Origin of the sequence: Pseudorhodoplanes sp. (assembly GCA_032027085.1) — a bacterium.
In the GTDB taxonomy this organism is placed as follows: Bacteria; Pseudomonadota; Alphaproteobacteria; order Rhizobiales; family Xanthobacteraceae; genus Pseudorhodoplanes.
In genome coordinates this window covers 3,518,930-3,542,648 of sequence record JAVSMS010000001.1, presented here as the reverse complement: position 1 = coordinate 3,542,648, position 23,719 = coordinate 3,518,930, and the positions used below count along the sequence as shown (strand labels likewise).

At 60.3% G+C, this 23,719-nt stretch carries 22 protein-coding genes and 1 tRNA gene; 9 read left to right on the top strand and 14 right to left on the bottom strand.

What is annotated here, in order from left to right; translation table 11 throughout:
* Nucleotides 1–1,004 precede the first annotated feature (1,004 nt).
* A complete protein-coding gene (locus RO009_17110) occupies nucleotides 1,005–1,424 on the top strand; it encodes a hypothetical protein (protein MDT3686752.1) in 420 nt (139 codons plus the stop codon).
* A gap of 306 nt (nucleotides 1,425–1,730) precedes the next feature.
* Here RO009_17110 and RO009_17105 read toward each other — a convergent pair whose 3' ends face one another.
* The 9 genes from RO009_17105 to RO009_17065 all read right to left on the bottom strand — a co-directional run bounded on the left by RO009_17105 (nucleotide 1,731) and on the right by RO009_17065 (nucleotide 8,481).
* Nucleotides 1,731–1,853, bottom strand: a complete 123-nt coding sequence (locus RO009_17105) for a hypothetical protein (GenBank protein ID MDT3686751.1) — start codon at nucleotides 1,851–1,853, stop codon at nucleotides 1,731–1,733.
* Between the two features lie 422 nt (nucleotides 1,854–2,275).
* Nucleotides 2,276–3,880, bottom strand: a complete 1,605-nt coding sequence (locus tag RO009_17100; GenBank protein MDT3686750.1) for an IS66 family transposase — start codon at nucleotides 3,878–3,880, stop codon at nucleotides 2,276–2,278.
* A 73-nt stretch (nucleotides 3,881–3,953) separates the two neighbouring features.
* Nucleotides 3,954–4,298, bottom strand: coding sequence for an IS66 family insertion sequence element accessory protein TnpB (tnpB, locus tag RO009_17095; GenBank protein ID MDT3686749.1), 345 nt, complete (start codon nucleotides 4,296–4,298; stop codon nucleotides 3,954–3,956).
* On the bottom strand, nucleotides 4,295–4,651 hold the full coding sequence (locus tag RO009_17090) for a transposase (protein MDT3686748.1): 357 nt from the start codon (nucleotides 4,649–4,651) through the stop codon (nucleotides 4,295–4,297). Before RO009_17090 ends, tnpB begins: the two co-directional genes overlap by 4 nt.
* 254 nt (nucleotides 4,652–4,905) lie before the next feature.
* Nucleotides 4,906–5,055 carry a hypothetical protein gene (locus RO009_17085; protein MDT3686747.1) on the bottom strand — a complete coding sequence of 50 codons (150 nt, stop codon included), beginning with the start codon at nucleotides 5,053–5,055 and terminating at the stop codon, nucleotides 4,906–4,908.
* A 50-nt stretch (nucleotides 5,056–5,105) separates the two neighbouring features.
* Nucleotides 5,106–6,295 (bottom strand): IS3 family transposase gene (locus RO009_17080; protein ID MDT3686746.1). Its coding sequence is split into 2 segments (ribosomal slippage): nucleotides 5,106–6,046 and nucleotides 6,046–6,295, totalling 1,191 coding nucleotides; the frame shifts between segments, so codons are not numbered across the junction.
* Between the two features lie 61 nt (nucleotides 6,296–6,356).
* Nucleotides 6,357–6,791, bottom strand: coding sequence for a hypothetical protein (locus RO009_17075; protein ID MDT3686745.1), 435 nt, complete (start codon nucleotides 6,789–6,791; stop codon nucleotides 6,357–6,359).
* A gap of 32 nt (nucleotides 6,792–6,823) precedes the next feature.
* On the bottom strand, nucleotides 6,824–8,203 hold the full coding sequence (locus RO009_17070; protein ID MDT3686744.1) for a hypothetical protein: 1,380 nt from the start codon (nucleotides 8,201–8,203) through the stop codon (nucleotides 6,824–6,826).
* A 188-nt stretch (nucleotides 8,204–8,391) separates the two neighbouring features.
* Nucleotides 8,392–8,481, bottom strand: a tRNA-Ser gene (locus RO009_17065).
* Nucleotides 8,482–8,773: 292 nt separating this feature from the next.
* Between RO009_17065 and RO009_17060 the strand changes: the two genes are divergently transcribed.
* From RO009_17060 to mazG, 8 genes are all read left to right on the top strand, one after another.
* Nucleotides 8,774–9,589, top strand: a complete 816-nt coding sequence (locus RO009_17060) for a septal ring lytic transglycosylase RlpA family protein (protein MDT3686743.1) — start codon at nucleotides 8,774–8,776, stop codon at nucleotides 9,587–9,589.
* A gap of 179 nt (nucleotides 9,590–9,768) precedes the next feature.
* Nucleotides 9,769–10,992: a D-alanyl-D-alanine carboxypeptidase family protein gene (locus RO009_17055; protein ID MDT3686742.1), complete on the top strand. Its 1,224-nt coding sequence runs from the start codon at nucleotides 9,769–9,771 to the stop codon at nucleotides 10,990–10,992.
* 52 nt (nucleotides 10,993–11,044) lie between these two features.
* Nucleotides 11,045–11,713, top strand: coding sequence for a dTMP kinase (gene tmk, locus RO009_17050; protein ID MDT3686741.1), 669 nt, complete (start codon nucleotides 11,045–11,047; stop codon nucleotides 11,711–11,713).
* Complete coding sequence (locus RO009_17045; GenBank protein MDT3686740.1) at nucleotides 11,710–12,750, top strand: DNA polymerase III subunit delta'; 1,041 nt, start codon at nucleotides 11,710–11,712, stop codon at nucleotides 12,748–12,750. Before tmk ends, RO009_17045 begins: the two co-directional genes overlap by 4 nt.
* Nucleotides 12,751–12,825: 75 nt before the next feature.
* Nucleotides 12,826–14,718 carry a methionine--tRNA ligase gene (gene metG / locus RO009_17040; protein MDT3686739.1) on the top strand — a complete coding sequence of 631 codons (1,893 nt, stop codon included), beginning with the start codon at nucleotides 12,826–12,828 and terminating at the stop codon, nucleotides 14,716–14,718.
* Between the two features lie 2 nt (nucleotides 14,719–14,720).
* Nucleotides 14,721–15,503: a TatD family hydrolase gene (locus RO009_17035; GenBank protein MDT3686738.1), complete on the top strand. Its 783-nt coding sequence runs from the start codon at nucleotides 14,721–14,723 to the stop codon at nucleotides 15,501–15,503.
* A complete protein-coding gene (locus tag RO009_17030) occupies nucleotides 15,500–16,297 on the top strand; it encodes an MBL fold metallo-hydrolase (protein MDT3686737.1) in 798 nt (265 codons plus the stop codon). The genes RO009_17035 and RO009_17030 overlap by 4 nt, the downstream gene beginning before the upstream one ends.
* Nucleotides 16,298–16,491: 194 nt before the next feature.
* The gene (mazG, locus tag RO009_17025) at nucleotides 16,492–17,331 is read left to right on the top strand and encodes a nucleoside triphosphate pyrophosphohydrolase (GenBank protein MDT3686736.1); all 840 of its coding nucleotides are present in this window, start codon (nucleotides 16,492–16,494) and stop codon (nucleotides 17,329–17,331) included.
* On the opposite strand, the gene hflX is transcribed toward mazG, so the two are convergent.
* The 5 genes from hflX to RO009_17000 all read right to left on the bottom strand — a co-directional run bounded on the left by hflX (nucleotide 17,323) and on the right by RO009_17000 (nucleotide 23,589).
* Complete coding sequence (gene hflX / locus RO009_17020) at nucleotides 17,323–18,672, bottom strand: GTPase HflX (GenBank protein MDT3686735.1); 1,350 nt, start codon at nucleotides 18,670–18,672, stop codon at nucleotides 17,323–17,325. The genes mazG and hflX overlap by 9 nt on opposite strands.
* Nucleotides 18,673–18,705: 33 nt before the next feature.
* Entirely contained in the window at nucleotides 18,706–18,966 is a 261-nt protein-coding gene (gene hfq, locus RO009_17015) for an RNA chaperone Hfq (GenBank protein ID MDT3686734.1), read from the bottom strand.
* 178 nt (nucleotides 18,967–19,144) lie between these two features.
* Nucleotides 19,145–20,002: a D-amino-acid transaminase gene (locus tag RO009_17010; protein MDT3686733.1), complete on the bottom strand. Its 858-nt coding sequence runs from the start codon at nucleotides 20,000–20,002 to the stop codon at nucleotides 19,145–19,147.
* Between the two features lie 10 nt (nucleotides 20,003–20,012).
* Entirely contained in the window at nucleotides 20,013–21,380 is a 1,368-nt protein-coding gene (locus tag RO009_17005; protein ID MDT3686732.1) for a sigma-54 dependent transcriptional regulator, read from the bottom strand.
* A gap of 7 nt (nucleotides 21,381–21,387) precedes the next feature.
* On the bottom strand, nucleotides 21,388–23,589 hold the full coding sequence (locus RO009_17000) for a PAS domain-containing sensor histidine kinase (protein MDT3686731.1): 2,202 nt from the start codon (nucleotides 23,587–23,589) through the stop codon (nucleotides 21,388–21,390).
* Between the last annotated feature and the right edge of the window lie 130 nt (nucleotides 23,590–23,719).

Here is a 23,719-nt window from a genome sequence, read left to right as displayed (position 1 = left end):
TCGCTGCCCCAATGATGGTAGCAACTGTGTCAACCCGGGTTTGTCTTATCGTACTCTCTGCGATGTGCGTTTTTGTGCTGACGTAGTCTAACGATCCATACGACAATCGACCCCGCCGCTATTGAGCAGATGGTAGCACCGACTATGACGGGATGCGCCGCCATGTTGATGGTGTAGAACTTACCAAAGAGCAACAAAGCTAGCCCCGCAAGCACAGCTCCAACCATGGCGGACATGACGAGGCTGTGTTGAGGGCGGGGGGCGTAGCTGTTCGCGATTTTCTGAGAGGCATCTCTCCTTGCTTTGTCCTTCACGCGGCCTCTCCTGTTGCACTTAAAGGGCGCCGATCAGAACCGCAGCGATGAAAATAAAAACTGCAGTCAGGGCGAGCGTGTCGAAAGATGTGGAGAGTGTCATGTGGTGTGCCCCTGTTCACAGGGGGCAATTTTCCCGGCGAGCCAGTCTTCTGTTGCAGCTAACGTCCAATAAGCCTGTGCCATCTTTCGATAGCGACTTCCATCGCGCAAGGAGCGTGTCTTATTCGCAAGATTACGACACTGGTCAGATTTGTTGCGGAAAATGTGCGCGTCTGAATAGACTTGAATTGGAGGCATGATCCACCTGTGGGCGGGTGGGAGCGCTGGAATTTTCCATTCGCTGCGACCCGGACTTATCGGAATTGGCTGTTTGTCGGCGATGTACTGATATAGGCACGAATGGCCTTATTGCGAGGTGCAGGGTGGCCCTGCACCTAATCGTGATAGCTCAAGGCTTTTGCTGCTCGGAAGGGTGCCACTTTTTTCAATTGGTGCGTCATTTGACACTCGATTGAATTTATCTGCGACATTTATCAACTGCCTAGTTGTGGTTGCGCAGTGGCCATGAATTTACTCGTAAGTCCTCCTCATCATCCATATATGAGGGTGTCACTGACGAGCGGACATTGACGTCCAGCCGCCCGGTGGCCACTAGCGCAGTATGTTCCTGTCGCAGGAGGAGGCGTCATGTTCACATCAAAATATCGAGCTACGGAGCAAGAATATCGAAAACGTGCGAATCAGGCCCAAATCCCCGCCGAGATCCGCGAGTTCAAAGCTCTTGAGCGCACTTTCGCAGAGTTAGCTAATAACGAGGAATGGCTGTCCAAGAATTTTGAAAAGACCATACGGGCGCCGGAAAGCGCATGGGTGCCGTCAGATCATGCCGCTATTGCGGACGGCGAAGAGCATATACTGCGCTGCCTTGGTGCCGCGGTGATCATGGAATGGAACTCAATCCCCGCAAAGCTGCGCCGCGAGCTTTTCGATAGTGCCAGTTCGATGGGCGAATTGTTGCGTACCGGCGATCTGCGCGGGCAGATCGCGCGTTTCCTGCACACCCACCGTGAACATGCACCGATGCCGTCTACCGCAAAAAACCCTTGATCGACGGAATGCGTCAAGCTGAACCGACGTGGAAAGAACCATCGCATGCATCTATCAAGTGTAGTAATTTGAGCAATGCAGGTGACTTCTTTTCATCAAAACGTGATCCATGGGGAACAGCTTTGATCTCGTCCTTGAGCATTAAAATCAAAATCTGATGTTTAATCTGCACAGTAGATGGCAGTCTAATCTTTTGTCCGAAACGATGTGTATACATGGTTCTTTCTGTTTCTAGAACGCCTGTCTCCGGACTGGCAGATATCAAAAGCCCGGCTGCTAAGCCGGGCTCTTTCGTTTTCGGGCCAGTTACTTCTGCTGCTGGCTGTCAGACTTTTCGCTGCCGGACTTCGGATCGCCCTGGCTCTGTTGCGGGTTCTGCGCCGGCTGCTTCGTATCGGGAGAGAGAGTCTTCTGAGGTTCGTTTGTCATTTTTATTGTCCTCGTTTGAAATAACCCAAAAATGATTTCTCAGGTACATACCTCAATTGGCAATGCGCGGCTCGAATACAAGACGTGCTCCGCACAATCGCGGGCTTTATTTCGCCCAACGTCTGAGCGGCGCCCATGCAGAATAAACGCCAAAGTCGCGGGAGAGTTGATGAGGCGTTCCTACATGGGCGCACCATAGCGCATTCAGAAAATCGGGAATCGGCTATCTCAGCCTTTATGAAAAGTGGAATTCTGAAAGACGACTAGGGCTACCATATCCTCGTCAACGGCGTAAACCGCACCTTCCGAGACGACAAGCAGGCTGCCTATGCAGCAGCTCACGTGATCAAGAAGCGTTGGCCGACGGACACGGTTCAGATCCTGGATATGCAGGAGATGAGTAAGCGAGAAGCCGAGGCCGTTCAGCGTGGATAATTCCACGGCATGATTTTATCGATACGGCTATTGGGCCATCCGTTGGCGATGCGTTCAAGAGTGCGGGTGAGCCAGGCCAGTGGATCGACCTGGTTCATTCTGGCTGTCGCCAACAGGGTCGCGATGGTCGCCCATGTTTGACCGCCGCCATCGCTGCCGGCGAACAGGCTGTTCTTGCGCGTAATCGTTTGCGGTCGGATCGCACGCTCGACGGTGTTGGAATCGATTTCGATCCGGCCGTCGGTGAGGAAGCGTTCGAGTGCGCCGCGCCGGGAGACGGCGTAGCGGATCGCTTCAGCGAGCTTCGACTTGCCCGACAGTTTCGGCAATTCCTTTTCCCACAGCGCGAAGAGAGCGGCGACGGTGGGAGCGGACTTATCCTGGCGCGTTTTCATCCGTATTTCGGGATCGTGGCCGCGGACCTCCGCCTCGATGGTCCACAGCGGTGCCATCAGCGCGATCGTGTGCGAAGCGATCGCTGACTGGTCCGCGACGTGCAGTTCATAGAACTTGCGCCGCACGTGCGACCAGCACGCGGCCAGCGTCACGCCGTCGTTGCCCTGATCGGTGCGGGCCAGTCGCCGATATCCGGCATATCCATCGACTTGCAGGATGCCGCTATAGCCATCCAGATGACGGGCAACGCATGCACCGGCGCGACTGTCCTCGAAGCGATACGCCACCATCGGCGGGTCGCTGCCGCCGAAGGGGCGATCGTCCCGGACATACGCCCAAAGATACGCTGTCCTGGTCTTTCCCGATCCCGGCGCCAGCGTCGGCAAGGTCGTCTCATCGGCAAAAATCCGCTCGCCTTGCTTGATCCGCAGCAGCAGATGTTCGGCCAGCGGCTCAAGTTCGAAGCCGATCCGACCCATCCACTGCGCCATCAACGCCCGGTCGATCTCGACCTTGTCGCGCGCGTAGATCGCTTCCTGGCGGTAAAGCGGCAGGCCATCGGCATACTTCGCCACCGCGATCTGCGCCAGCAGCGCCTCCGTCGGAATGCCGCTCTCGATGATGCGGGCGGGCGCAGCCGCCTGCGCAACCCCATCCCAGCCCTTGTAGACGTATCTGGGACGGCGCGTGACGATCACCCGGAACTTCGCCGGCGTCACGTCGAGCCGTTCGGAGACGTCCTCGCCGATCAGAATACGCTCCAGCCCCTCGCAACCGACCGGGACCTCGGGCTCGATCACGATCTCGACTCGCTCGAGATGATCGGAAAAGTTCTTGCGTGGACGCGGTGCACGCGGGTTCTTCGACGGTCCCGCCGCCTTGGCGAGTTGCGCCCTGATCGCCGCCACGCCGGTTGCGATCTCATCGAACACCAACGCGTACTGCTCTTCGCTCAGCGCATCGGCGCCCAGCCGTTCGGAGCGGCGACCGAAGCGGCCCCGTTCCAGGACCTTGATCGTCGCCGTCAGCCGCGCAATGCGCTCGTCGGCGGCTTTGGTCATCGCCTCAAGATGGGTGTTGCGCTGTTCGAGTTCGACATTCCGCGCCTCGACCTGCGCCCGCTGCGCATCCATGGCGAGGATCATCGCCTTCAGCGCATCGACGTCATCCGGAAGCTCAGGTTCAGGGGACCCCATGTCCAATCAGAGCACACCCGGCGATGGTTTGCCCGCTGCTTTCGCGGCCTGATTCACTGTGCCGCAGCGATATCTAGCCGACTGATTCCGGACGCACCATCGGTGTCGCCTGGACCCGCTTCCAATCCATCCCGTCGACCAAAGCCATCAATTGGGCATGATGCAGCTGGACCCGATGATGGCCGATCGGCGGCCAGACAAATCGTGCCTTCTCCAGCCGCTTCAAATACAAACACGCGCCACTGCCGTCCCACCACACGATCTTGATCCGGTCCGCCCGTTTCGCCCGGAACACATACAGTGCGCCATCGAACGGATCCGAGCCAGCATCCCGCACCAGCGCCAGCAAACCATCGATTCCTTTGCGGAAGTCGACCGGGTGGCTCGCCAGATAAACCTTTACGCCTGCCGGGATCATGCCGAACGCACCGTGCGCAGAAAACGCCGCAAATGTGCTTCGTCAACATCCGCGTCAGCGCGAACCGTCATGCCGTTGACGTCGATCTCAATGACCCGCGACGGCGCCCTTTGCGGCTCACAGCTGACCCCGCAACCCGCCGCGTCACGGCGCTCAATTGCGCCTTTCCGGACCAAAACCGAACGCCATCCAAACAACTGCGACGGGCTGATTCCGATCTCCCGGGCCAGCGCCGAAACGTTCGCGCCCGGTTCACAACTCCGCGCCGCCATCTCCGCCTTGAAGGCATCCGACCAGCGCCGGCGCCCCGCCACTGGCGCACCCTCGATGCGATCCGCAACCGCCTCGATCAACTGAAAGCTTCTATCTCCAGGCATAGGCGTAGACATGAAAATTGACACCCCGCTCGCAATAGCAGGGCCACCATCGCTCCTTTGCCACCCGCTACGCTAGATGGGATGTCCTTGTCGCTTACGGAGATGACAACGAGTACCATGAAGGAAAGCGGGCGAACGGATTAGTCCCATTCCGCCGCGCCATTTACATTGAAAATGCTATATTCGATTGCTCTTCCAAAGGAGATGGAGCGTCTGAAAAAGATGGAGCGTCAATTATTGGCGAAAAATTGTATCGCGGTGATCAGCATGTAAACGTTAGCTACGGCGCCAGCAATCATCGCGTAAAGTACAAGCATCAACTTCCACTTGGGATGAACTTGTTGTGGAATCATCTCGATCTCGGTCGCCACACCCTGCATTGATCTCGCTTGGATCATTTCGGGTAGGACGGTGACGTTGCCCCCAGGTTTTATCCAAGACTGAGTTCGCTTCTGGAACTTTGATTGCCCTGTGGGGCGGTGTGAGCGACGGGAGCTGGCGCGGAGCCATTGGCGGAGCGCAGCGCCAGATCCCGGCGCGGGTGGAAAATGGCGGCGAACTCGGACGGCGTTTTCCACCCGAGCTGGGAATGCGGGCGCGTGCCATTGTAATCCGCCCGCCAGCAAGCGAGGGCAATTCGGGTCTGCGCGAGCGACGTGAACAGCGTCTCGTTCAAAAGCTCATCCCTCAGGCGGCCATTAAAGCTCTCGATGAAGGCGTTCTGCATGGGCTTGCCCGGCGCGATATAGTGCCATTCGACCTGGGTTTGCTCCGCCCATGCGAGGATGGCGTTGCTGGTGAGTTCGCTGCCATTGTCACTGACGATCATCCCGGGCCTGCTGCGCTCGGTTATCAGCCGATCGAGTTCGCGCGCCACGCGGGCGCCCGAGAGCGAGCTATCCGCCACCAGCGCCAGGCATTCGCGCGTGCAGTCATCAACGACGGTGAGGATGCGGAAGCGGCGGCCGTCAGTCAGCTGATCAGACACGAAGTCCAGCGACCAACGCGCATTGGGCGCCACCGGGATCATCATCGGCGCCCTGGTCCCGATCGCCCGCTTGCGCCCGCCACGACGGCGGACAGCAAGCCTTTCCTCCCGGTAGAGCCGGAACAGCTTTTTGTGGTTCACCACGAAGCCCTCCCGCTTGAGCAGAACATGCAGGCGCCGATAGCCGAAGCGCCGGCGTTCCTGCGCGATCGCCCTCATGCGCGCGCGCAGACGGCCGTCATCGGGCCGCGTTGAAGCGTATCGAATGGTCATGCGGCAGGAGCCGATGGTTTTACACGCCCGCCGTTCGCTCATCCCGTAGGCCTCCCTGAGATGCGCGACAGCTGTCCGCTTGGCCGCGGGCGTCACCACTTCTTTCCCAGAAGATCCTTCAGGGCCACGTTGTCCAGCATGGCATCCGCCAGCAACCGCTTCAGGCGGCTGTTCTCGTCCTCCAGGCTCTTCAGCCGCTTGGCCTCCGACACGTCCATGCCGCCGAACCTGGCTTTCCATTTGTAAATGCTGGCATCGCTGACCCCGTGCTTGCGGCACAGATCCGCAACCGAGACGCCGGCCTCGTTCTCCTTCAATATCCCGATGATCTGTTCTTCCGAAAAACGGCTGCGCTTCATGCTCCGGTCCTCAGCTTGGCCCAGAGCGAACTTCAAACTGGATTAAGCCCACGGGGCAAGGTCAGACAGTATTCACCGATAATGTCTCAACACCGATGAATTCTTTAGCCGCCAGATTCTTGATCTGAATAACAAATCGATTCTCTGGGTTGATCGAAACTTCGTAATGGCGTTGTGGCCACATATTGAAATGAGGAGGACGCCAGTTAAAAACAATTTCAACGTCCACCGCAGCTTCCCGGCCCACATTTTTAAAGAACAGCGACTTAGTTCGTACAATCGCACGCGATAATACGGGCTTGCCTGTTTCATCAACTACGGCCTTCCCGTCTGGTCCAATTTGAGGCTCTTCAGTTTGAAGAGTCATTGAGCTTGTGACGGACCAAATGATTTTCGCTCGAGGCCGCAGGAAATACGTAAGGAGGGCGCCGACGATTGGTACCAGGAGCGAAACAATTTCCTTAGAGTAGCTCTGGAAGAATTGTATTGTTGCCATGCTGAGGTCGCTTTGGAGTGCAGTCCCGGTTCTCAATCCTGAAGTATAAGTTGTTCAACGGTATCGTCAGCGGTCAATATCCCTGCAGGAATCTGTTGGCTTGGCGATCGCAGATTACATTGAATGAGAGCTGTTCCAGATTTGACACACCGATTGCTCAGATATTCGTAAACGACGTTCACAGATTCCTCGTCCTCCAGCTCAGGTTTCTGGTCGCAGCCAATTCCAAAATGTTGACGCTGATTTACCTCGCCGGCAGTGAGGCTAGCGATATAGCCAATCGGCCGGCTAAAATGATTCTGGACGATAACTGCGCTCCTGGCAGGCAATGCTTGAAATTGCACAATCAAAGTTGATGCGTCTTGCGCGACCTGAAAGGAATTCCTTTCGGACGCGTCTGTTGAAATTCTTGAGTACAATAATTCAGGTGCTCCGGATTGGTACCCGGTCGGTCGCACCGTCAACTTCCCAGCCTTTAAAGCCGCATTTGTCGAATTTCTCAGAACAATTGAAGTCTCGTTCAAAACCTCGATTGGAAAGTCCGATTTAATTGCATCGCCATTACGTACCACAGCCCTCGCGTCTTTGAGAGGGGTACAAGAAGCGAGCGATATCTCACCTTCGTCTTCGACCGCTGTTGGCCCAAATGCGAAATAAGCAAGATTAAGGGCAAGAATAGCCACCACGTAGATGCCGACCGCGATAACTGCTGCTCGTCCCCACACCGACGGTGTAGGTTGAGTTGAGGGCAACAACACGAGCTGCGGTGGCGCAACTGTCGTTAGATTGTTAGGTTGTTGCGTTTGATCATCAGGCGCCCTTTGCCCAAGGGTGGCAGCGGTCCATGCAAGCCAGCCTGCGAAGATTGTTCCTCCTGCGCCTATCACTCCTCCTGCGAGATCCTGATAACGGGTAAGAACGCAAGCAAATATCTTCGGAAATTTCCACGCGCAGGCTTCAATTCCCTGGGGCCACAAGTTGGCGAGAAACAGAATCGAATAGGTCGTGATCCATATGATTGCGCAAACTGCTGCCGCCCTTTTGATTATTACGTCCCAATCTCGATGAAGAAACCGAGCAAATGCTATATGTACAAAGAACCATGAAACCTGTTTCAGATAGCCGATAGTATCTTTCACCGGCCCAAAAATAGCGGCGATCGATTGCGCGATGCGGCTGCGTACAGAGGTTTCGAGGCGCCATCCGACAATCAATCTCGACCAGCGCCAGAACGCGAAATTCAGGTAAAGCAGCAAGAGAAAAGCTAGCGTCCATGGCCGCCAATCCATTGCAGCCAAATCTTGCAACAGCTCGGAAATTGGCGCTGCGGCAACAAATACAAGCCACGCCGCGGCGGCCGTTGTTACCAGAGCGAAGATAGCCGCTAGCGCATTTGCGATAAATAACCGCAAGATAAGCCTCCGCCGATATAGGGCGGCAGGATTGTAAAATTGTACCTCGCCGTCGCCAGTCTTCGGGCGGCTTTATCCGGGCTCCATTCCCGCTATCCACCGACCCAAAGTGACGCTAGGGCAGATGATAGGGCACAGATTGCTGGTCTAAATAAATTCCGCTTAAATCAATAATTTAGGCCGCCAATTGGCGGAGAGGGTGAGATTCGAACTCACGGTGGGCTTGCACCCACGGCGGTTTTCAAGACCGCTGCCTTAAACCACTCGGCCACCTCTCCAAGTCCACTTCGCATGTGTCCACTTCACATGCGCGGCTTCAATGGGGGATTGCGGTCCCCATGACAAGAGCCTAAAGCGGCCCTGCAACCGGACATTAACTACGTCCGCGTCCTGCCCATTTGCGTGACATGGAAGCCACGCTATGGTGAATCTGGGACGGGACCCGGAGGCGGACAATTGCCGCAAACGGCCCATTTTTGAAGCCTTTTGGACGGGTACGGGGTTATGGCGGTGAATCGGGGGAGGCAGAACCGCGCCTTGCGGCTGTATTGGCCTCTGAGCCTTGCGGCGATGGGGCTCTTGCTCGCCAGTTGCGGCTCCGCCGACAAGTTCGCCCGCAAGGTCGATCCGAAATATGGCGTGCCCTCGAGCCCGCGCGTCATCGCGGAGGGACAACCCGTTCCCAAGGGCGGCGGGACCTACCGGGTCGGCAAGCCTTATGTGGTGGCCGGCCGCAACTACGTCCCCGAAGAGAATCCGAATTACGCCGCCGAGGGCCTCGCCTCCTGGTACGGAACCGATTTCCACGGCCGTCTCACCGCCAACGGCGAAATCTTCGACAAGGAAGCGATTTCTGCCGCGCATCCGACCTTGCCGATGCCGTCCTATGTGCGCGTCACCAATCTGCGCAACCGCAAGTCGCTGATCGTGCGCGTCAATGACCGCGGCCCGTTCCATTCCGACCGGGTGATCGATCTTTCCTACAAGGCCGCCGGTCTGCTCGGCTTCCACAATAACGGCGTGGCGCGCGTGCGCGTGGAATATGTCGGCCCCGCCTCGCTGGAAGGCTCGGACGACCGCAAGCTGATGGCGACATTGCGTCAGGGCGAGCCGGCGCCGGCACCGATTCTCGTGGCCTCGAGCAGGCCCATCGTCTCGCTCGCCGAGCCGGCGCGGGCGCCGCGTGGCGCGGTTCCGGTGCCCGGACCGCGGCCTTTCACTTTGGGTGAACCGGTTGCGGCCGCCTCCGCCGACATGGAAATGACGTCGCTGTCGCGTGTGCGGCGCCCGGCCATGGCCGATGCGCAGACGTCTCCGGTGTCGGCCTTTGCCGCCCCGCGCGATGCAGCGCCGGCCGGTGTCATCAGCGGCCGCGGCCTTTATTGACAGGCCGTATTTCCTTCTTGTTGAAAGTGTAGTCAGAGTTAAATCTCGTTCGTCCTCATCCTGAGGAGCGCTCCCCAGGAGCGCGTCTCGAGGCCGACTGAGGATGGGTACTTCAACCAGGTTGATCGGCGGGCCGCGGGGATTTTCGGCCTCCGTTGATATTTTCAGTAATGATGGGCATGCGCCGTTTCACTCGCATATTCGGCAGGGTGGCCGTCTTGTTGCTGACGGCGGGCATTCTCGCGTCCGCGGGCGCGGCGCCCAATCCGTCGTCGGCCACGAAGAAAGACGATGGCGGTTTCCAGACCTCCGTGCCGACCGCCATCCTGATCGAGGCGGAGAGCGGCACCGTTCTCTACGAAAAGAACGCCGATCAGCTGGTCGCGCCGGCGAGTCTTGCCAAGCTGATGACCAGCGAAGTGGTGTTCAACGAAATCAAGGAAGGCAATCTCAAGCTCGATGAGGAATTCGTCATCAGCGAGAATGCCTGGCGGCGGGGCGGTGCACCGTCCGGCGGCTCGACCATGTTCGCGGCGATCCACAGCCGCATCAAGGTATCGGATCTGCTGCAGGGCGTGATCATCCAATCCGGCAATGACGCCTGCATCGCATTGGCGGAGGGCATCGCCGGAAATGAAGCGGCCTTCGCGCGCCTGATGAACGGCCGGGCGCGCGAGCTCGGACTGGAAAAGTCGCACTTCACCAATGCCGCCGGATTGCCGGATCCGGACATGCGCGTCACCGTGCGCGAGCTGGCAAAGCTCGCACAGCATCTGATCGCCACCTATCCGGAATTCTACAAATGGTATGGCGAGCGCGAATTCACCTGGAACAAGATCCGGCAGCTGAACCGCAATCCGTTGCTGACGATGGGCATCGGCGCCGACGGCCTGAAGACCGGTTACACCAGCGAGGCCGGCTACAATCTGGTGGGATCGGCGGTGCAGAACAATCTGCGTCTGATCGTTGTCGTGGCCGGCGCCAAGACCGCCAATGAACGCGCGGACGAAGCGCGCAAATTGTTGAATTTCGGATTCACCGGGTTTGAATCGCGCCTGCTCTTCGCCGAAGGGCAGAGCATTGGCGACGCGCGCCTGTTTGGCGGCGAGAGCCGTTACGTGCCGCTGGTCGCCGCGGGACGCAAGGCGGTACGTTTGATGGTGCCGAAGAATTCGGGCGAGCGGATTCTGGCGCGGATCGTTTATCGCGGCCCGGTTTCGGCGCCTGTCGAGAAGGGCAAGCAGATCGGCGTCCTCAAGGTTTGGCGGGGCGAGAATGTCGCTCTTGAAGTGCCGCTGGAAGCCGCTGAGAGTGTGGATGAAGGTTCGCTGACGCGCCGGGCCTTCGATGCGGTAGGCGAATTGTTCGGCGGCATGGTACGCGCCGGCATCAAGAAGCTATAAGTGTAAAACAAGAAGCTTGGAGCCGGTGTTTGCCGGCGGCCAGAGACACGAGATGCGCGGAAAATTCATCACATTCGAGGGCGGTGAGGGGTCCGGCAAGTCGACCCAGGCGAGGCTCCTCGGCGAAAAGTTGAAGACGCTGGGCGTCGGGGTGAAGCTGACCCGCGAGCCCGGCGGCTCGCCCGCGGCCGAAGTCATCCGCCATATCCTGTTGTCCGGCGCCGCCAAGCCGCTCGGTGCCGAAGCCGAGGCCCTGCTGTTCGCGGCCGCGCGCGACGATCATCTGGCGACGACGATCAGGCCCGCTTTGGAGAAGGGTATCTGGGTCATTTCAGACCGCTTTGCCGATTCCACGCGCGTCTATCAGGGCGTGCTGGGCCATGTCGATCCGCGCCTGATCAAGCGGCTGGAGCGCATCATCATCGGCGACACCTGGCCGGACCTGACCATCGTTCTCGATGTGCCGGTGGAGGAGGGCCTGCAGCGCGCGCATGTGCGCCGCGGGGAGGGCGCGGTCGACCGCTTCGAGGGCGAGGCCGCCGAGTTTCACAGCAAGCTGCGCGAAGCCTATCGCCAGCTCGCGGCCAGCGAGCCGGGGCGCTGCGTGCTGATTGATGCGACCCAGCCGCGGGAGAAGGTGTCAGAGCAGATCTGGAGTCTGGTGAATGAGCGGCTCGATCCGGCGACTGCTCCGATGGTGTTCGAGGATCAGATCTCGTGAGCGCCGTCGATGACTCCGAAGGCAATCTCGACGCGCCGCATCCGCGCGAGACCGAACGCCTCTTTGGTCACGCGGATTGCGAACAGGCCTTGCTCGCGGCCTATCGCAGCGGACGCATTCCGCATGCCTTCCTGATCGGCGGTCCGCACGGCATCGGCAAGGCGACGCTCGCCTACCGCATGGCCAAATTCGTGCTGGCCCATCCCGATCCTTTGTCTCCTGACGTCCAGTCGGCATCCGACCTGTCCGTGCCGCCGGAAAATTCGGCGGTGCGCCGCGTGGTCGCCCGCGCTCATCCGGACCTGCTCACACTGGAGCGCGGTCTCAATGAAAGCGGCAAGCCGCGCAAGACGATTGCGGTGGATGATGTTCGGCGCAGCGTCACGTTTTTCGGCTCGACCGCGGGAGAGGGCGGCTGGCGCGTCGCCATTGTGGATTCGGTCGACGAGCTGAATGCCGAAGGCGAGAACGCGCTGCTCAAGATATTGGAAGAGCCGCCGTCCCGCTCGCTGCTGTTCCTGATCAGCCATTCGCCGGGGAGCGTGCGCGCCACGTTGCGCTCGCGCTGCCGCCGGCTGACATTGCGGCCGTTGTCGGAGGAAGACGTCATCGCGGCGACCGCGAATGCCCTCAACCGCAGTCCGCGAGAGGCGGATATCGCTGCCGCCGCACGGCTCGCGGAGGGCAGCGTCGCGCGAACAATCTCGTTTCTCGACGGCGACATGCTGGCCCTGCACCAGCAGGTCGCCGCCTTGCTGGATCAATTGCCGGCGCTCAATCCGCAAGCGCTGCATGCCCTGGGCGACGCGCTGGGCGGGACCGACCAGCAGGCGCTCGACAATGTCATCAATACCATCAACGGCTGGCTGTCGGCCCAACTCGCGGCCCACAATGACCGCAGGCGCATGGCGCGCATGGCCGAGGTGTCGGAGGAGATCAATCGGGCCGCGCGCGAGGTTGCAACCTTCAATCTCGACCGCAAGCCGCTGATTTTCCAGACATTCGGGCTGCTTGCCGATGCTGCGCGCGGCTGCTAGCTGTTGAGTGCATTTGGCCGGGTGATTGCCCGGCCATTCGCATCTTGATCTGAAGCCCAATAGAACGGGTCGGCCATGGCGAAGAAAACAAAATCCAGGACGAAGAAAACCAGGAAGGCCAGAAAGGCTGCGCCCGCTCGCAAGTCGAAGAAAAAAGCGGCCGCCCGCAAGCGCACAGCGAAACCGTCAAGCAAGAAGAAGACCGCAAGGAAGACGCCGAAGCGGACCTCCGCAAAGAAGGTGAGGGCCGGCAAGAAAAAGGCTGCGACAAAACCGAAGGCGAAGCGGACATCCACGAGATCGGCCCCGGCCAAATCCGGTGCGGCAAAGCCGGTTGCGGTTAAACCGAAGGCTGCAAAGCCGGCCGCACCCAAAGCCGCGCCGCAGCCAAAAGCCGCTGCGCCCACGGGGCCGCGCCGCTACTACGTCACAACCGCCATCTCGTATCCGAACGGCGTTCCGCATATCGGCCACGCTTACGAAGCCATCGCGACCGACGCGATCGCGCGTTTCATGCGGCTGGACGGCTATGACGTGTTCTTCCTGACCGGCACCGACGAGCACGGCCAGAAGATCCAGCAGGCGGCGGCGAAGGAGGGCTTGAGCGCGCAAGCGCTCGTCGACCGCAATGCGCAGCGCTTCCGCGACATGGTCGCGCGCATGAACTGCTCGAACGACGACTTCATCCGCACGACCGAGAGCCGCCATCACAAATCATCGATGGCGATCTGGGAGCGCATGCAGAAGAACGGCGACATCTATCTGTCGAAATATGCCGGCTGGTACTCGGTGCGCGACGAGGCGTTTTATGCCGAGGACGAGACGCATGTGAATGAGCAGGGAACGCGGCTTGCCAGCAAGACCGGCACGCCGGTCGAATGGGTCGAGGAGGAGAGCTATTTTTTCCGCCTCTCCGCCTACCAGGACAAGCTGCTCGACCTCTACAAGGAGCATCCCGATTTCGTGATGCCGAAGGAGCGCCTGAACGAGGTTGCGAGCTTCGTGCGCGGCGGATTGCAGGATCTGTCGATCTCGCGCACGACCTTCGACTGGGGCATCCGCGTGCCGGGCGCCGAAAAACACATCATGTATGTGTGGGTCGACGCGCTGACCAATTACATTACCGGCGTCGGCTTTCCCGATACCGAGAGCGAGATGTTCAGGCGCTATTGGCCGGCCGATCTGCACGTGATCGGCAAGGACATCGTGCGCTTTCACGCGGTCTACTGGCCGGCTTTCCTGATGTCGGCGGGCATCGCCGTGCCGCGCCGCATCTTCAGCCACGGCTTCCTGTTCAACCGCGGGGAGAAGATGTCGAAGTCGGTCGGCAATGTGGTCGACCCGTTCACCATGGCCGACGAATACGGCGTCGACCAGCTGCGCTATTTCTTCCTGCGCGAAATCCCGTTCGGACAGGACGGCAATTACAGCCACGAGGCGATCGTCAACCGCATCAATGCCGATCTCGCCAACGATCTCGGCAATCTGGCGCAGCGCTCGCTGTCCATGGTGGCCAAGCAATTCGGCGGCAAATTGCCGGAGCCGGGCGCCTTCTCCGATAACGACCAGGGCATCCTGGCCTCCGCCGATGACATGATCCGCAACGCGCGCGAGGCGATGAAGAGCCAGGCCCTGCATCAGGTGCTGAACGGGGTCTGGACCGTCGTCGCCGACGCCAACCGCTATTTCGCCGGCGAGGCGCCCTGGGCTTTGGCCAAGACCGACCCCGTACGGCAGGGTACGGTGCTGTATGTGACGGCCGAGGTCATCCGTCAGGTCGCCATCCTGGCGCAGCCCTTCATGCCGGAGGCCGCCGGCAAGCTGCTTGACCTCCTGGCGGTGCCGCAGGATGCGCGCGACTTCGCGCAGCTTGGCGGCAAGACACGGCTCGCCGGCGGCGTGACGCTTCCGGCCCCGAGCCCGGTCTTCCCGCGTTACGTCGAACCTGACGTCAGCAAGACCGCCTGAGCATGCTGGTCGACAGCCATTGCCATCTGGACTTCCCGGACTTCGCGTCCGAGCTCGATGCCGTGGTGGATCGCGCGCGGGCCGCCGGTGTGCGCCGCATGGTCACGATCTCGACCCGGGTCAGGAAGCTCGATGGCCTGTTGGCGATCGCCGAGCGCTACGAGGACGTGTTCTGCTCGGTCGGCACGCATCCGCATCACGCGCATGAGGAACTGGACATTTCCGCCGCCGATCTTGTCGTCATGGCCGACAACATCAAGATTGTCGCCATCGGCGAAGCCGGCCTCGACTATTTCTACGACAACTCACCGCGCGAGGCGCAGGCGCAAGGTTTTCGCGCGCATATTGCGGCCGCGCGCGAGACCCAGTTGCCGCTGGTCATTCATTCGCGAGAAGCCGATGACGACATGGCGCGCATTCTGGAAGACGAAATGGGGAAGGGGGCCTTCCCTGCCGTGCTGCATTGCTTCACCGGCGGCCGCGCGCTGGCGATGAAAGCGATCAAACTCGGCCTCTACGTCTCCTTCACGGGCATCCTGACCTTCAAGAAATCCGACGCGCTGCGCGCCATCGCTGCCGAGCTACCGGCCGACCGGATCCTGGTCGAAACCGACGCGCCGTACCTCGCGCCGGGCAAAATGCGCGGCAAACGCAACGAGCCGTCTTTCGTCGTGGAAACGGCAAAAGTTCTGGCCGAAATTCGGACTGTTTCGTTGGAGCAGATCGCGGAACAGACGACGCAAAACTTCTTCCGCCTGTTTTCCAAGGTGCCGCGGCCTGCATGAGTCTGGAGATCACCATTCTTGGCTGCGGCTCTTCCGGCGGTGTCCCACGACCCGCGCTGGGCTGGGGCGCCTGCGATCCCAAAAACCCGAAAAACCGCCGCCGCCGATGCTCCATTCTGGTTGAACGCCATGGCGCAAACGGAGGCAAAACCAGCATTTTGGTCGATACCGGCCCGGACCTGCGCGAGCAGTTGCTGGACGCCGCCGTCACCTCGCTGGACGCGGTCTTGTATACGCATGAGCATGCCGACCATACCCACGGTATCGACGACCTGCGGCCGCTTTTTATCCATCGTCGCAAGCGCTTGGACCTGTATCTTGACGAACCGACGTCACGCGCCATGCACGCACGGTTCGGCTATTGCTTCATGACGCCGCCGGGCTCCGAATATCCGCCGATCGCCAACGAGCACCGCCTGGTGCCTGGTACGCCCGTCACCATCGACGGCGCCGGCGGCCCGATCACGGCGCTGCCGATTTTGCTGGACCACGGCGATATTCCGGCCTTGGGTTTTCGCTTCGGCAACGTGGCTTATTCGGCCGATCTCAACGACATCCCGCCGCAAAGCATCGAGGCGTTGTCCGGACTTGATCTCTGGATCGTCGATGCCTTGCGCCACGCGCCGCATCCCAGCCATTTCAGCCTGAGCGACGCCTTGGCCTGGATCGAGCGGCTCGGCGTCGGGCGCGCGATCCTGACCAACATGCATTCAGACCTGGACTACACGGCGCTGGAAACAAGCCTGCCAGCCCACATCCGTCCGGCCTTTGACGGAATGAAGATCTCGACATGAGTTTCAGGTCCGCATCAACGGCCGACGAAATGTGTCTGATTTGGCGAATAAATCGCAGCGGCGCATCCGTTGCGTCATTCAGAGCGGTAACCCGCATGTTCCATAATATGTCTTATGCGAATCAAGTGGTGGCGGCTGGGGATGACATGCAAAAGCCCTTGTAGCCTGTGGCTGGGCCTTGCCACATCGAGCGAATGAAACCTTCCCGCGACATCGCCCGCCTGATCGAGATCATGGCCGCCTTGCGGACGCCCGGCACCGGCTGTCCCTGGGATCTGCAGCAGAATTTCGGGACCATCGCTCCATACACGATCGAGGAAGCCAACGAGGTCGCCGACGCCATTGCGCGCAACAATATCGATGATCTGCGCGAGGAACTCGGCGATCTGCTCTTGCAGGTTGTCTTCCACGCGCGCATGGCGCAGGAGCAAGGCGCGTTTGATTTCGGCGACGTCGTCGACAGCATCACGCGCAAGCTGATCCGCCGGCATCCGCATGTTTTTGGCGACGTACGCGGATTGTCGCCAGACGAAGTCAAGGGTCTCTGGGACAAGATCAAGGCCGAAGAGAAAGCCGAGCGACGCGCAAACGGCAAGGCCGGGAACGAGACGGGCGCCCTCGCCGGTATTCCAGCCGGCCTGCCCGCGCTGATGCGTGCACTCAAGTTGCAGCAGAAAGCCGGCAAGGTCGGCTTCGACTGGAACGATCCGCTGGCGGTTCTCGCGAAAATCCGCGAAGAAACCAGGGAAATTGAAGCGGAAATCGAAGGCGGCGACAGCGCGCGGGCCGCCACAGAAGTCGGCGATCTGCTATTCGCCGTGGTCAATCTCGCGCGCCATCTCGATGTCGATCCGGAAACCGCTTTGCGGGCGACCAACCTGAAATTTGAACGGCGCTTCGCCTCGATAGAAGCAGCGCTCGCAGCGCGCGGAAAGACTCCGTCGCAAGCGACTCTGGCGGAGATGGACGATCTTTGGAACGAAGCCAAAGCCGCGGAAAAGTCGGCGCCGGGCTCCGCAAAGCGTTCAGTGTAGCAGCGCGGCGCTGAATTTCGCACGCACCTGCTCAGCTCTGGCGGGATCGGCGCGGATCGTCATGGCGACGCGACCATCTGCTTCCGTGTGGCGATCGACGACTTCGGTATTGCGATGCAGCCAACTGATGCCGGCGCCATCCGCAGGATCGAGCACGAGCTCCATTTCCGTGCGTTTTTGGCTCAGCCGTTCGGCAATGACGGCGGCAAGCTGGTCAAGCCCCTCTCCGGTCACGGCCGACACTAATACCGGCTGACGGTCACGCGGCAGGCGCGCGGCGAGATTGTCCAATTGCGCGCGCGCATCGGCGTCGAGAAGATCGATCTTGTTCCAAACCTCGATCAGCCGCTCGTGAGCGTCATCGTCGATGCCAAGTTCGCGAAGCACCGTCTCGACATCCTGCAACTGCGCTTCAGTATCCTCGTGCGACACGTCGCGCACATGCAGGATCACGTCGGCCTCGATGACCTCTTCCAGTGTGGCGCGGAAGGCGGCCACGAGCATGGTCGGCAGGTCAGAAATGAAGCCGACGGTGTCAGATAAAATCACCTTCTCTCCGTGCGGGAGGCTGATCGCGCGAAGCGTCGGATCGAGGGTCGCGAACAGCATGTCGGCTTCCAGCACGCTGGCGCGCGTCATGCGGTTGAACAAGGTGGACTTCCCGGCATTGGTATATCCAACCAGGGCGACAATCGGATAAGGCACATGCTTACGGCTTTCCCGGTGCAGCTTGCGTCGCGCTTTGACCTTTTCCAGTTCCGCCTCAATGCGTGCAATACGCTCGGCGATCACACGGCGGTCGGCTTCAATCTGTGTCTCGCCCGGCCCGCCAAGGAAGCCGAAGCCGCCGCGTTGTCGTTCCAGATGGGTCCAGGACCGTACCAGGCGGCTCTTCTGATAAGTCAGATGAGCAAGTTCCACCTGGAGCACACCTTCCCGCGTCTGCGCGCGCCGTCCAAAGATCTCAAGGATCAGCCCGGTCCGGTCCAAAACCTTGGCGTTCCAGGCTTTTTCGAGGTTGCGCTGCTGAACCGGACTGAGGGCGCAATCCATCACCACAAGCTCGATCTCCAGGCTTTTCACCAGCCCGGCGATCTCGTCCACCTTGCCCTTGCCGATATAGGTGGCCGGCCGGATATCGCTCAGCGGCAAAATACCGGCCTCGACCACCTCCAGGTCGATGGCCTGCGCCAACCCAACCGCCTCTGACAACCGGGCCTCAGGCGCGCGCTCGGCGTGCTTCGCCCCCGAGACTGGGCCTCGGACCGGCCGTGACCGCAGATAGGGCCCAAGCACGATTGCACGGCCGGTCCGCCGTCCCAAATCACCGGGGATCGGCAGGCCTGCCTCTCGGTCGCGTTTTCTCTGCTCCAACTAAACCTTTTCTCCGGCTGACGGCTCCTCGCCGCCTTCGAACAGCGAGATCGGATGACCTGGCATGATCGTGGAGATGGCGTGCTTGTAGACCAATTGCGAGTGCCCGTCCCGACGGAGCAGGACACAAAAATTGTCAAACCAGGTGACCACACCCTGCAGCTTGACGCCGTTCACCAGGAAGATGGTGAGCGGGATTTTGGCCTTGCGGACGTGATTGAGGAAGGTGTCTTGAAGGTTCTGAGCGCGTTCGGCCGCCATTGCCGTTGTTTCCGTTTTTTGCCCGCGGGCCCCTTTTCCCGCGAGTGATTATGCCAAGTCGCATCGTCCCTCGTAAAATCTCCCACACGAGGACTTGGGGGCGCATTATTAGATGGCAGCGCCGGAACCGACGCAAGCCCAACTTGCAATGGAAGCAAGAGGAGCGCCGATATGTCCGTCACGAGACTTCGGCAAAGCGGTGGAAATCGCGCCGGAGTGCCGATGCGATCAGCCCGGGCGCCCCATTTCCAACGGGTTTTCCATCAATCTGGACGACCGGCAGCACCAGTTGACTGGCGGAGGTCAAAAAAGCCTCGCGGGCCCGCTGAGCCTCCTCGACCGTGAATGGCCGTTCTTCGAGTTCCAACCCTTGAGCCTGCATGGCCTCCAGCACCACGCCTCGGGTGATTCCTTTGAGAATGGCGTGATCGGCCTGCCGGGTCACGACCTTGCCGTCCTTGGTCACGATCCAGGCGTTCGAGGAGGATCCCTCTGTGATGAAGCCGGCTTTGTCCACAAACCAGGCCTCCCGCGCGCCCTGCTCCCGGGCCGTCTGTTTGGCGAGGACATTGGGTAGCAAGGAAATTGACTTGATATCGACCCGGTCCCAGCGATTGTCCGGCAAAGTGATCACCGCCACGCCTTCCGCCGCCATCGCTTCCATCTTCTGAACATCGAGGCGACTGGCGGTGACGACGACGGCCGGAGGAACGGGGACCGTGGGAAAGGGATGGTCGCGCCTGGCGACACCGCGCGTGATCTGCAGATAGACGATGCCGTCGACGACGCGATTGCGCCGTACCGTCTCGCGCAGGATGGCGCCGAGCGCAGCAAACGACATTGGCAGCGCGATCCGCAACTCCTTCAGCGAGCGCTGCAGGCGTTCCATGTGGCGGCGTTCGTCCACAAGCCGGCCGCCCCTCACCTCGCAGACTTCATAGACGCCGTCGGCGAATTGATAGCCGCGGTCCTCAATATTCACGCTGGCTTCGGCGCGCCGCAGATAGCGGCCGTTTACATAGGCAATGCGAGACATCGTGATATCCTCAGCCGATCCCCAGCGCCTTGAGCTTGCGGTGCAAGGCGGAGCGCTCCATGCCGACGAATTCGGCAGTGCGTGAAATATTGCCTCCGAAGCGGCTGATCTGCGCGACGAGATATTCACGCTCGAACATTTCTCGCGCCTCGCGCAAGGGCAGGCCCATCAATTGCTCGCCGCCATTGCCGTTCGGCATTTTCGGCACCATGGAGCCGACATCCTGCGGCAGCATACTGGCATTGATCACAGCCTCCGGATCACCGCCGGCCAAGATCATCAGGCGTTCAACATTGTTGCGCAATTGCCGGACATTTCCCGGCCAATCGTGCGATTGCAGAATGGCCATCGCGTCCTCGCCGATTGTCCGCTTCGGCAGGCCAGTGGCCTGCGAAATCTGGTCCATGAAGTGGTCGATGAGGATCGGGATGTCTTCGCGCCGCTCGGCCAGCGGCGGCACGCGGATCGGAACGACCGACAGCCGGTGATAGAGGTCTTCGCGGAACCGGCCGGCCGCAATTTCGCTCTCCAGATTGCGTGCTGTTGACGAAATGATGCGGACGTCGACCGATACCTTGGTGTTGCCGCCTACCCGCTCGAAAGTCTGATCGACCAGCACCCGCAAAATCTTGTTCTGGGTTTCCCGCGGCATATCGGCGATTTCGTCAATGAACAGCGTGCCGCCATGCGCCTCCTCCAGCGCGCCGGCTTTCTTGCCCTGGCCGTTCGACTGCTCGGTGCCGAAGAGTTCAAGCTCCATCCGCTCCGGCGTGATCGCGGCCGCGTTGATGACAACAAAAGGACCATTGGCCCGGCCGGACAGCGCATGAATGGACCGCGCGCAAAGCTCCTTGCCTGATCCGGATGCGCCGATAATCAGTGTGCGGCTGTTGGTGGGAGCAACTTTCTCCACCGTCTGCCGCAATTGATTCATGGCCGAGGATTGTCCGATCAGTCCCGATGCGATGGGTGACAGCGATTTGAGCGCCTTCACCTCGCGCTTAAGGCGAGACGTTTCGAGCGCACGATCCGCGACAAGCAGCAAGCGGTCGGCCTTGAACGGCTTCTCAATGAAATCATAGGCGCCCTGCTTGATCGCTGCGACCGCCGTTTCGATATTGCCGTGCCCCGAAATCATCACGATCGGCAAATCGGGATATTCCTGCTTGGCCGCCTCAAGCAGTTGCAGGCCATCAAGCTTGCTGCCCTGCAGCCAGATGTCGAGAAACAGCAGATTTGGACGGCGGCTCCGGATTGCGTTCAGCGCGTCGTCGCTGTCGCGCGCAGTTCGTGTGGCGTAGCCTTCGTCCTGCAGAATGCCGGCGACCAGTTCGCATATATCGGATTCGTCATCGACGATGAGAATTTCGGCAGCCATGTCGTCATTAACCCGCGGTCTGGATGGTTGGTGTCTTGTCAGGTGTAGCGGCGGCGGCCTTTGGATCGGCCAAGAAACGAATTCTCACCCATGCCCCACGCTGGCCGGGCTTCTTTTCTGCGGCGTCGTGCAATTCAAGCCCGCCGCCATGGTCTTCAAGAATTTTTCCGACAATGGCAAGGCCGAGGCCGGTGCCCTTTTCCCTCGTTGTTACGTAAGGTTCCAGCAATCGGGAGCGGTTTTTCTCGGGCAACCCAACCCCGTTGTCGACAATATCGATATGGATCTCGCCATTCTCGCGCGACGTTGACACGTCGATGCGTCCCTTCTCCGAACCTTCCGGAAGCGCCGCAATCGCCTCCGTGCCGTTCTTGATGATGTTCGTCAGCGCCTGCGAGATCAGCCGGCGATCGAATTGCGCAGGCATCGGGTCCTCCGAAAGTTTGAGATCAATATCGATATCGGCGTGTCCGACGCGCATCAAAAAGACGGTCTGCCGGACCGTGTCGGCGACATCTTCCGCTTCCATCACCGGCTTCGGCATGCGGGCAAAGCGTGAGAATTCGTCGACCATGCGCCGGATGTCGTCGACCTGCCGAACGATGGTGTCTGTGCATTGTTCGAAAACGGCGCGATCCTCGGTGATCGCCTTGCCGTATTTGCGGCGCAGACGTTCTGCCGAAAGCTGGATTGGCGTCAGCGGGTTCTTGATTTCATGCGCAATGCGGCGCGCTACATCGGCCCAGGCCGATGTGCGTTGCGCGATCACCAGCTCGGTGATGTCGTCGAGGGTGACAACATAGCCATGCTCGGCCTCTGCCGATTGTTCGCTGGTCACCCGCACCGACAGATTTCGCTCGCGCCCGCGGCGGTTGATCGTGACCTGCCCCTGCGTCAGGCGTTGTCCGCTCTCGGCCGCCTGACCCATGATCTCGGAGAGTTCCGGGAAGATTTCGAGCAGCGGCTTGCCAAGCGCTTCGTTTTCCGTCCGTCCAATCAGATGCTCGGCCGATCGGTTGAGGATGCTGGTGCGGCTGTCGTGATCGACGCCGATCACCCCGGCGCTGGCGCCGGCCAGCACCGCCTCGGTGAAGCGCCGTCGGCTGTCGATCAATTCGCTGGCCCGCATCAGATCGTCGCGCTGGGTGCGCAAGTCATGCGTCATCCGGTTGAAGGTTTCGCCGAGCTGGCCGAGGTCGCCTTCCGATCTGCGAACCGGGACCTGAACATGCAGGTTGCCGGTCGAGACGATATTGGCGGCGCCGATCAGGCGTCGGATCGGCGCCACCAGCTTGTTCGCGAAATTCAGACCGATCAGAATTGCAGACAGCAGAACGATCAGCGCGATGACCGTGTACATCAGCCCAAATGCGACCTGCACGCCGAGCCGGCGGGATTCCAGCAAGGCATATTCGCTCACACTGGCGCGGGTTTCGCGGAGCTGTGCCACGACGCGCGGATCGAGCGGCCGTGTCACGTAAAGAAACGTTTTGTCGAATGAACGCAGCCGGATGATCGCCGCCACGTAATTGGCGTCAGGGATCAGGGCGATCTGAGGTTCGGTCTCGGTGATGGTGTCGAGCGTTTCCTTGGACGGAACATTGAAGTCCTGCGAGGTGCGCAGATTGCTGCGTTCGACGACATTCAATTCGCCGTCAAGCATGACGGCGGCCGGCAGGCCGCGAACGGTGGCTTGCGCAGTCAACAATTGGCGGAAGCGGTCGCGATCGGTGTCGAACAATGTCTTGGCGCGGCTGATATCGGTCGCCATTGCGATGATGTCGCCACGGATCATCTGCGCGTGCTCGCGCAGATACGCTTCCGACACAGCGAGCGAATTCTGGATGACGGCCCTGGTGCGGGTGGAAAAGAAGCGATCGAGGCCGCGGTCGAGGGTGATGCTGGCCACGATCGCGACCAGGATGGCCGGAACCGCGGCGATGACGGCGAACAAGCCGACGATCCGCACATGCAGACGCGCCGCCGCCCTGCCCCGGCGCCGCGCCTGAACGATCGCCCACACTTCGCGCGCGATCACCAAAACAAGCACCAGCGCCGCCACCGCGTTGACCAGCAGCAGGCTGACGACGAGGTCGTGCGTCGGCAGGAAGGGGGTCAGCCCCGACAGGACGAGAAAGGTCGCCAGGGCCGAAAGGAGCGCGATGCCGACGGCAATCGGGCCGATCCAGCGCGTCGCGAATCTGCCCATGGTGGGAGGGCCAGCCAATCGATCCATTGGCACGGTCTGCTCAGTGCTCGCCATGAAGCCCCATTTGCGGGAATAGACGATTGCGCCCTCTGGGAGAAGGCTTGATGTATTTATACAACAATGTTGCGTG

Bases quoted from the DNA above. Each gene is read 5' to 3' on its own strand.
- RO009_17010 (MDT3686733.1), bottom strand. From the start codon at position 20,002: ATGTCTCGCATTGCCTATGTAAACGGCCGCTATCTGCGGCGCGCCGAA.
- RO009_17075 (MDT3686745.1), bottom strand. From the start codon at position 6,791: ATGGCAACAATACAATTCTTCCAGAGCTACTCTAAGGAAATTGTTTCG.
- metG (MDT3686739.1), top strand. From the start codon at position 12,826: ATGGCGAAGAAAACAAAATCCAGGACGAAGAAAACCAGGAAGGCCAGA.
- RO009_17055 (MDT3686742.1), top strand. From the start codon at position 9,769: ATGCGCCGTTTCACTCGCATATTCGGCAGGGTGGCCGTCTTGTTGCTG.
- RO009_17100 (MDT3686750.1), bottom strand. From the start codon at position 3,880: ATGGGGTCCCCTGAACCTGAGCTTCCGGATGACGTCGATGCGCTGAAG.
- RO009_17000 (MDT3686731.1), bottom strand. From the start codon at position 23,589: ATGGGCAGATTCGCGACGCGCTGGATCGGCCCGATTGCCGTCGGCATC.
- RO009_17005 (MDT3686732.1), bottom strand. From the start codon at position 21,380: ATGGCTGCCGAAATTCTCATCGTCGATGACGAATCCGATATATGCGAA.
- RO009_17110 (MDT3686752.1), top strand. From the start codon at position 1,005: ATGTTCACATCAAAATATCGAGCTACGGAGCAAGAATATCGAAAACGT.
- RO009_17085 (MDT3686747.1), bottom strand. From the start codon at position 5,055: ATGCAGGGTGTGGCGACCGAGATCGAGATGATTCCACAACAAGTTCAT.
- RO009_17035 (MDT3686738.1), top strand. From the start codon at position 14,721: ATGCTGGTCGACAGCCATTGCCATCTGGACTTCCCGGACTTCGCGTCC.
- tnpB (MDT3686749.1), bottom strand. From the start codon at position 4,298: ATGATCCCGGCAGGCGTAAAGGTTTATCTGGCGAGCCACCCGGTCGAC.
- RO009_17030 (MDT3686737.1), top strand. From the start codon at position 15,500: ATGAGTCTGGAGATCACCATTCTTGGCTGCGGCTCTTCCGGCGGTGTC.
- RO009_17105 (MDT3686751.1), bottom strand. From the start codon at position 1,853: ATGACAAACGAACCTCAGAAGACTCTCTCTCCCGATACGAAGCAGCCG.
- RO009_17060 (MDT3686743.1), top strand. From the start codon at position 8,774: ATGGGGCTCTTGCTCGCCAGTTGCGGCTCCGCCGACAAGTTCGCCCGC.
- mazG (MDT3686736.1), top strand. From the start codon at position 16,492: ATGAAACCTTCCCGCGACATCGCCCGCCTGATCGAGATCATGGCCGCC.
- tmk (MDT3686741.1), top strand. From the start codon at position 11,045: ATGCGCGGAAAATTCATCACATTCGAGGGCGGTGAGGGGTCCGGCAAG.
- hfq (MDT3686734.1), bottom strand. From the start codon at position 18,966: ATGGCGGCCGAACGCGCTCAGAACCTTCAAGACACCTTCCTCAATCAC.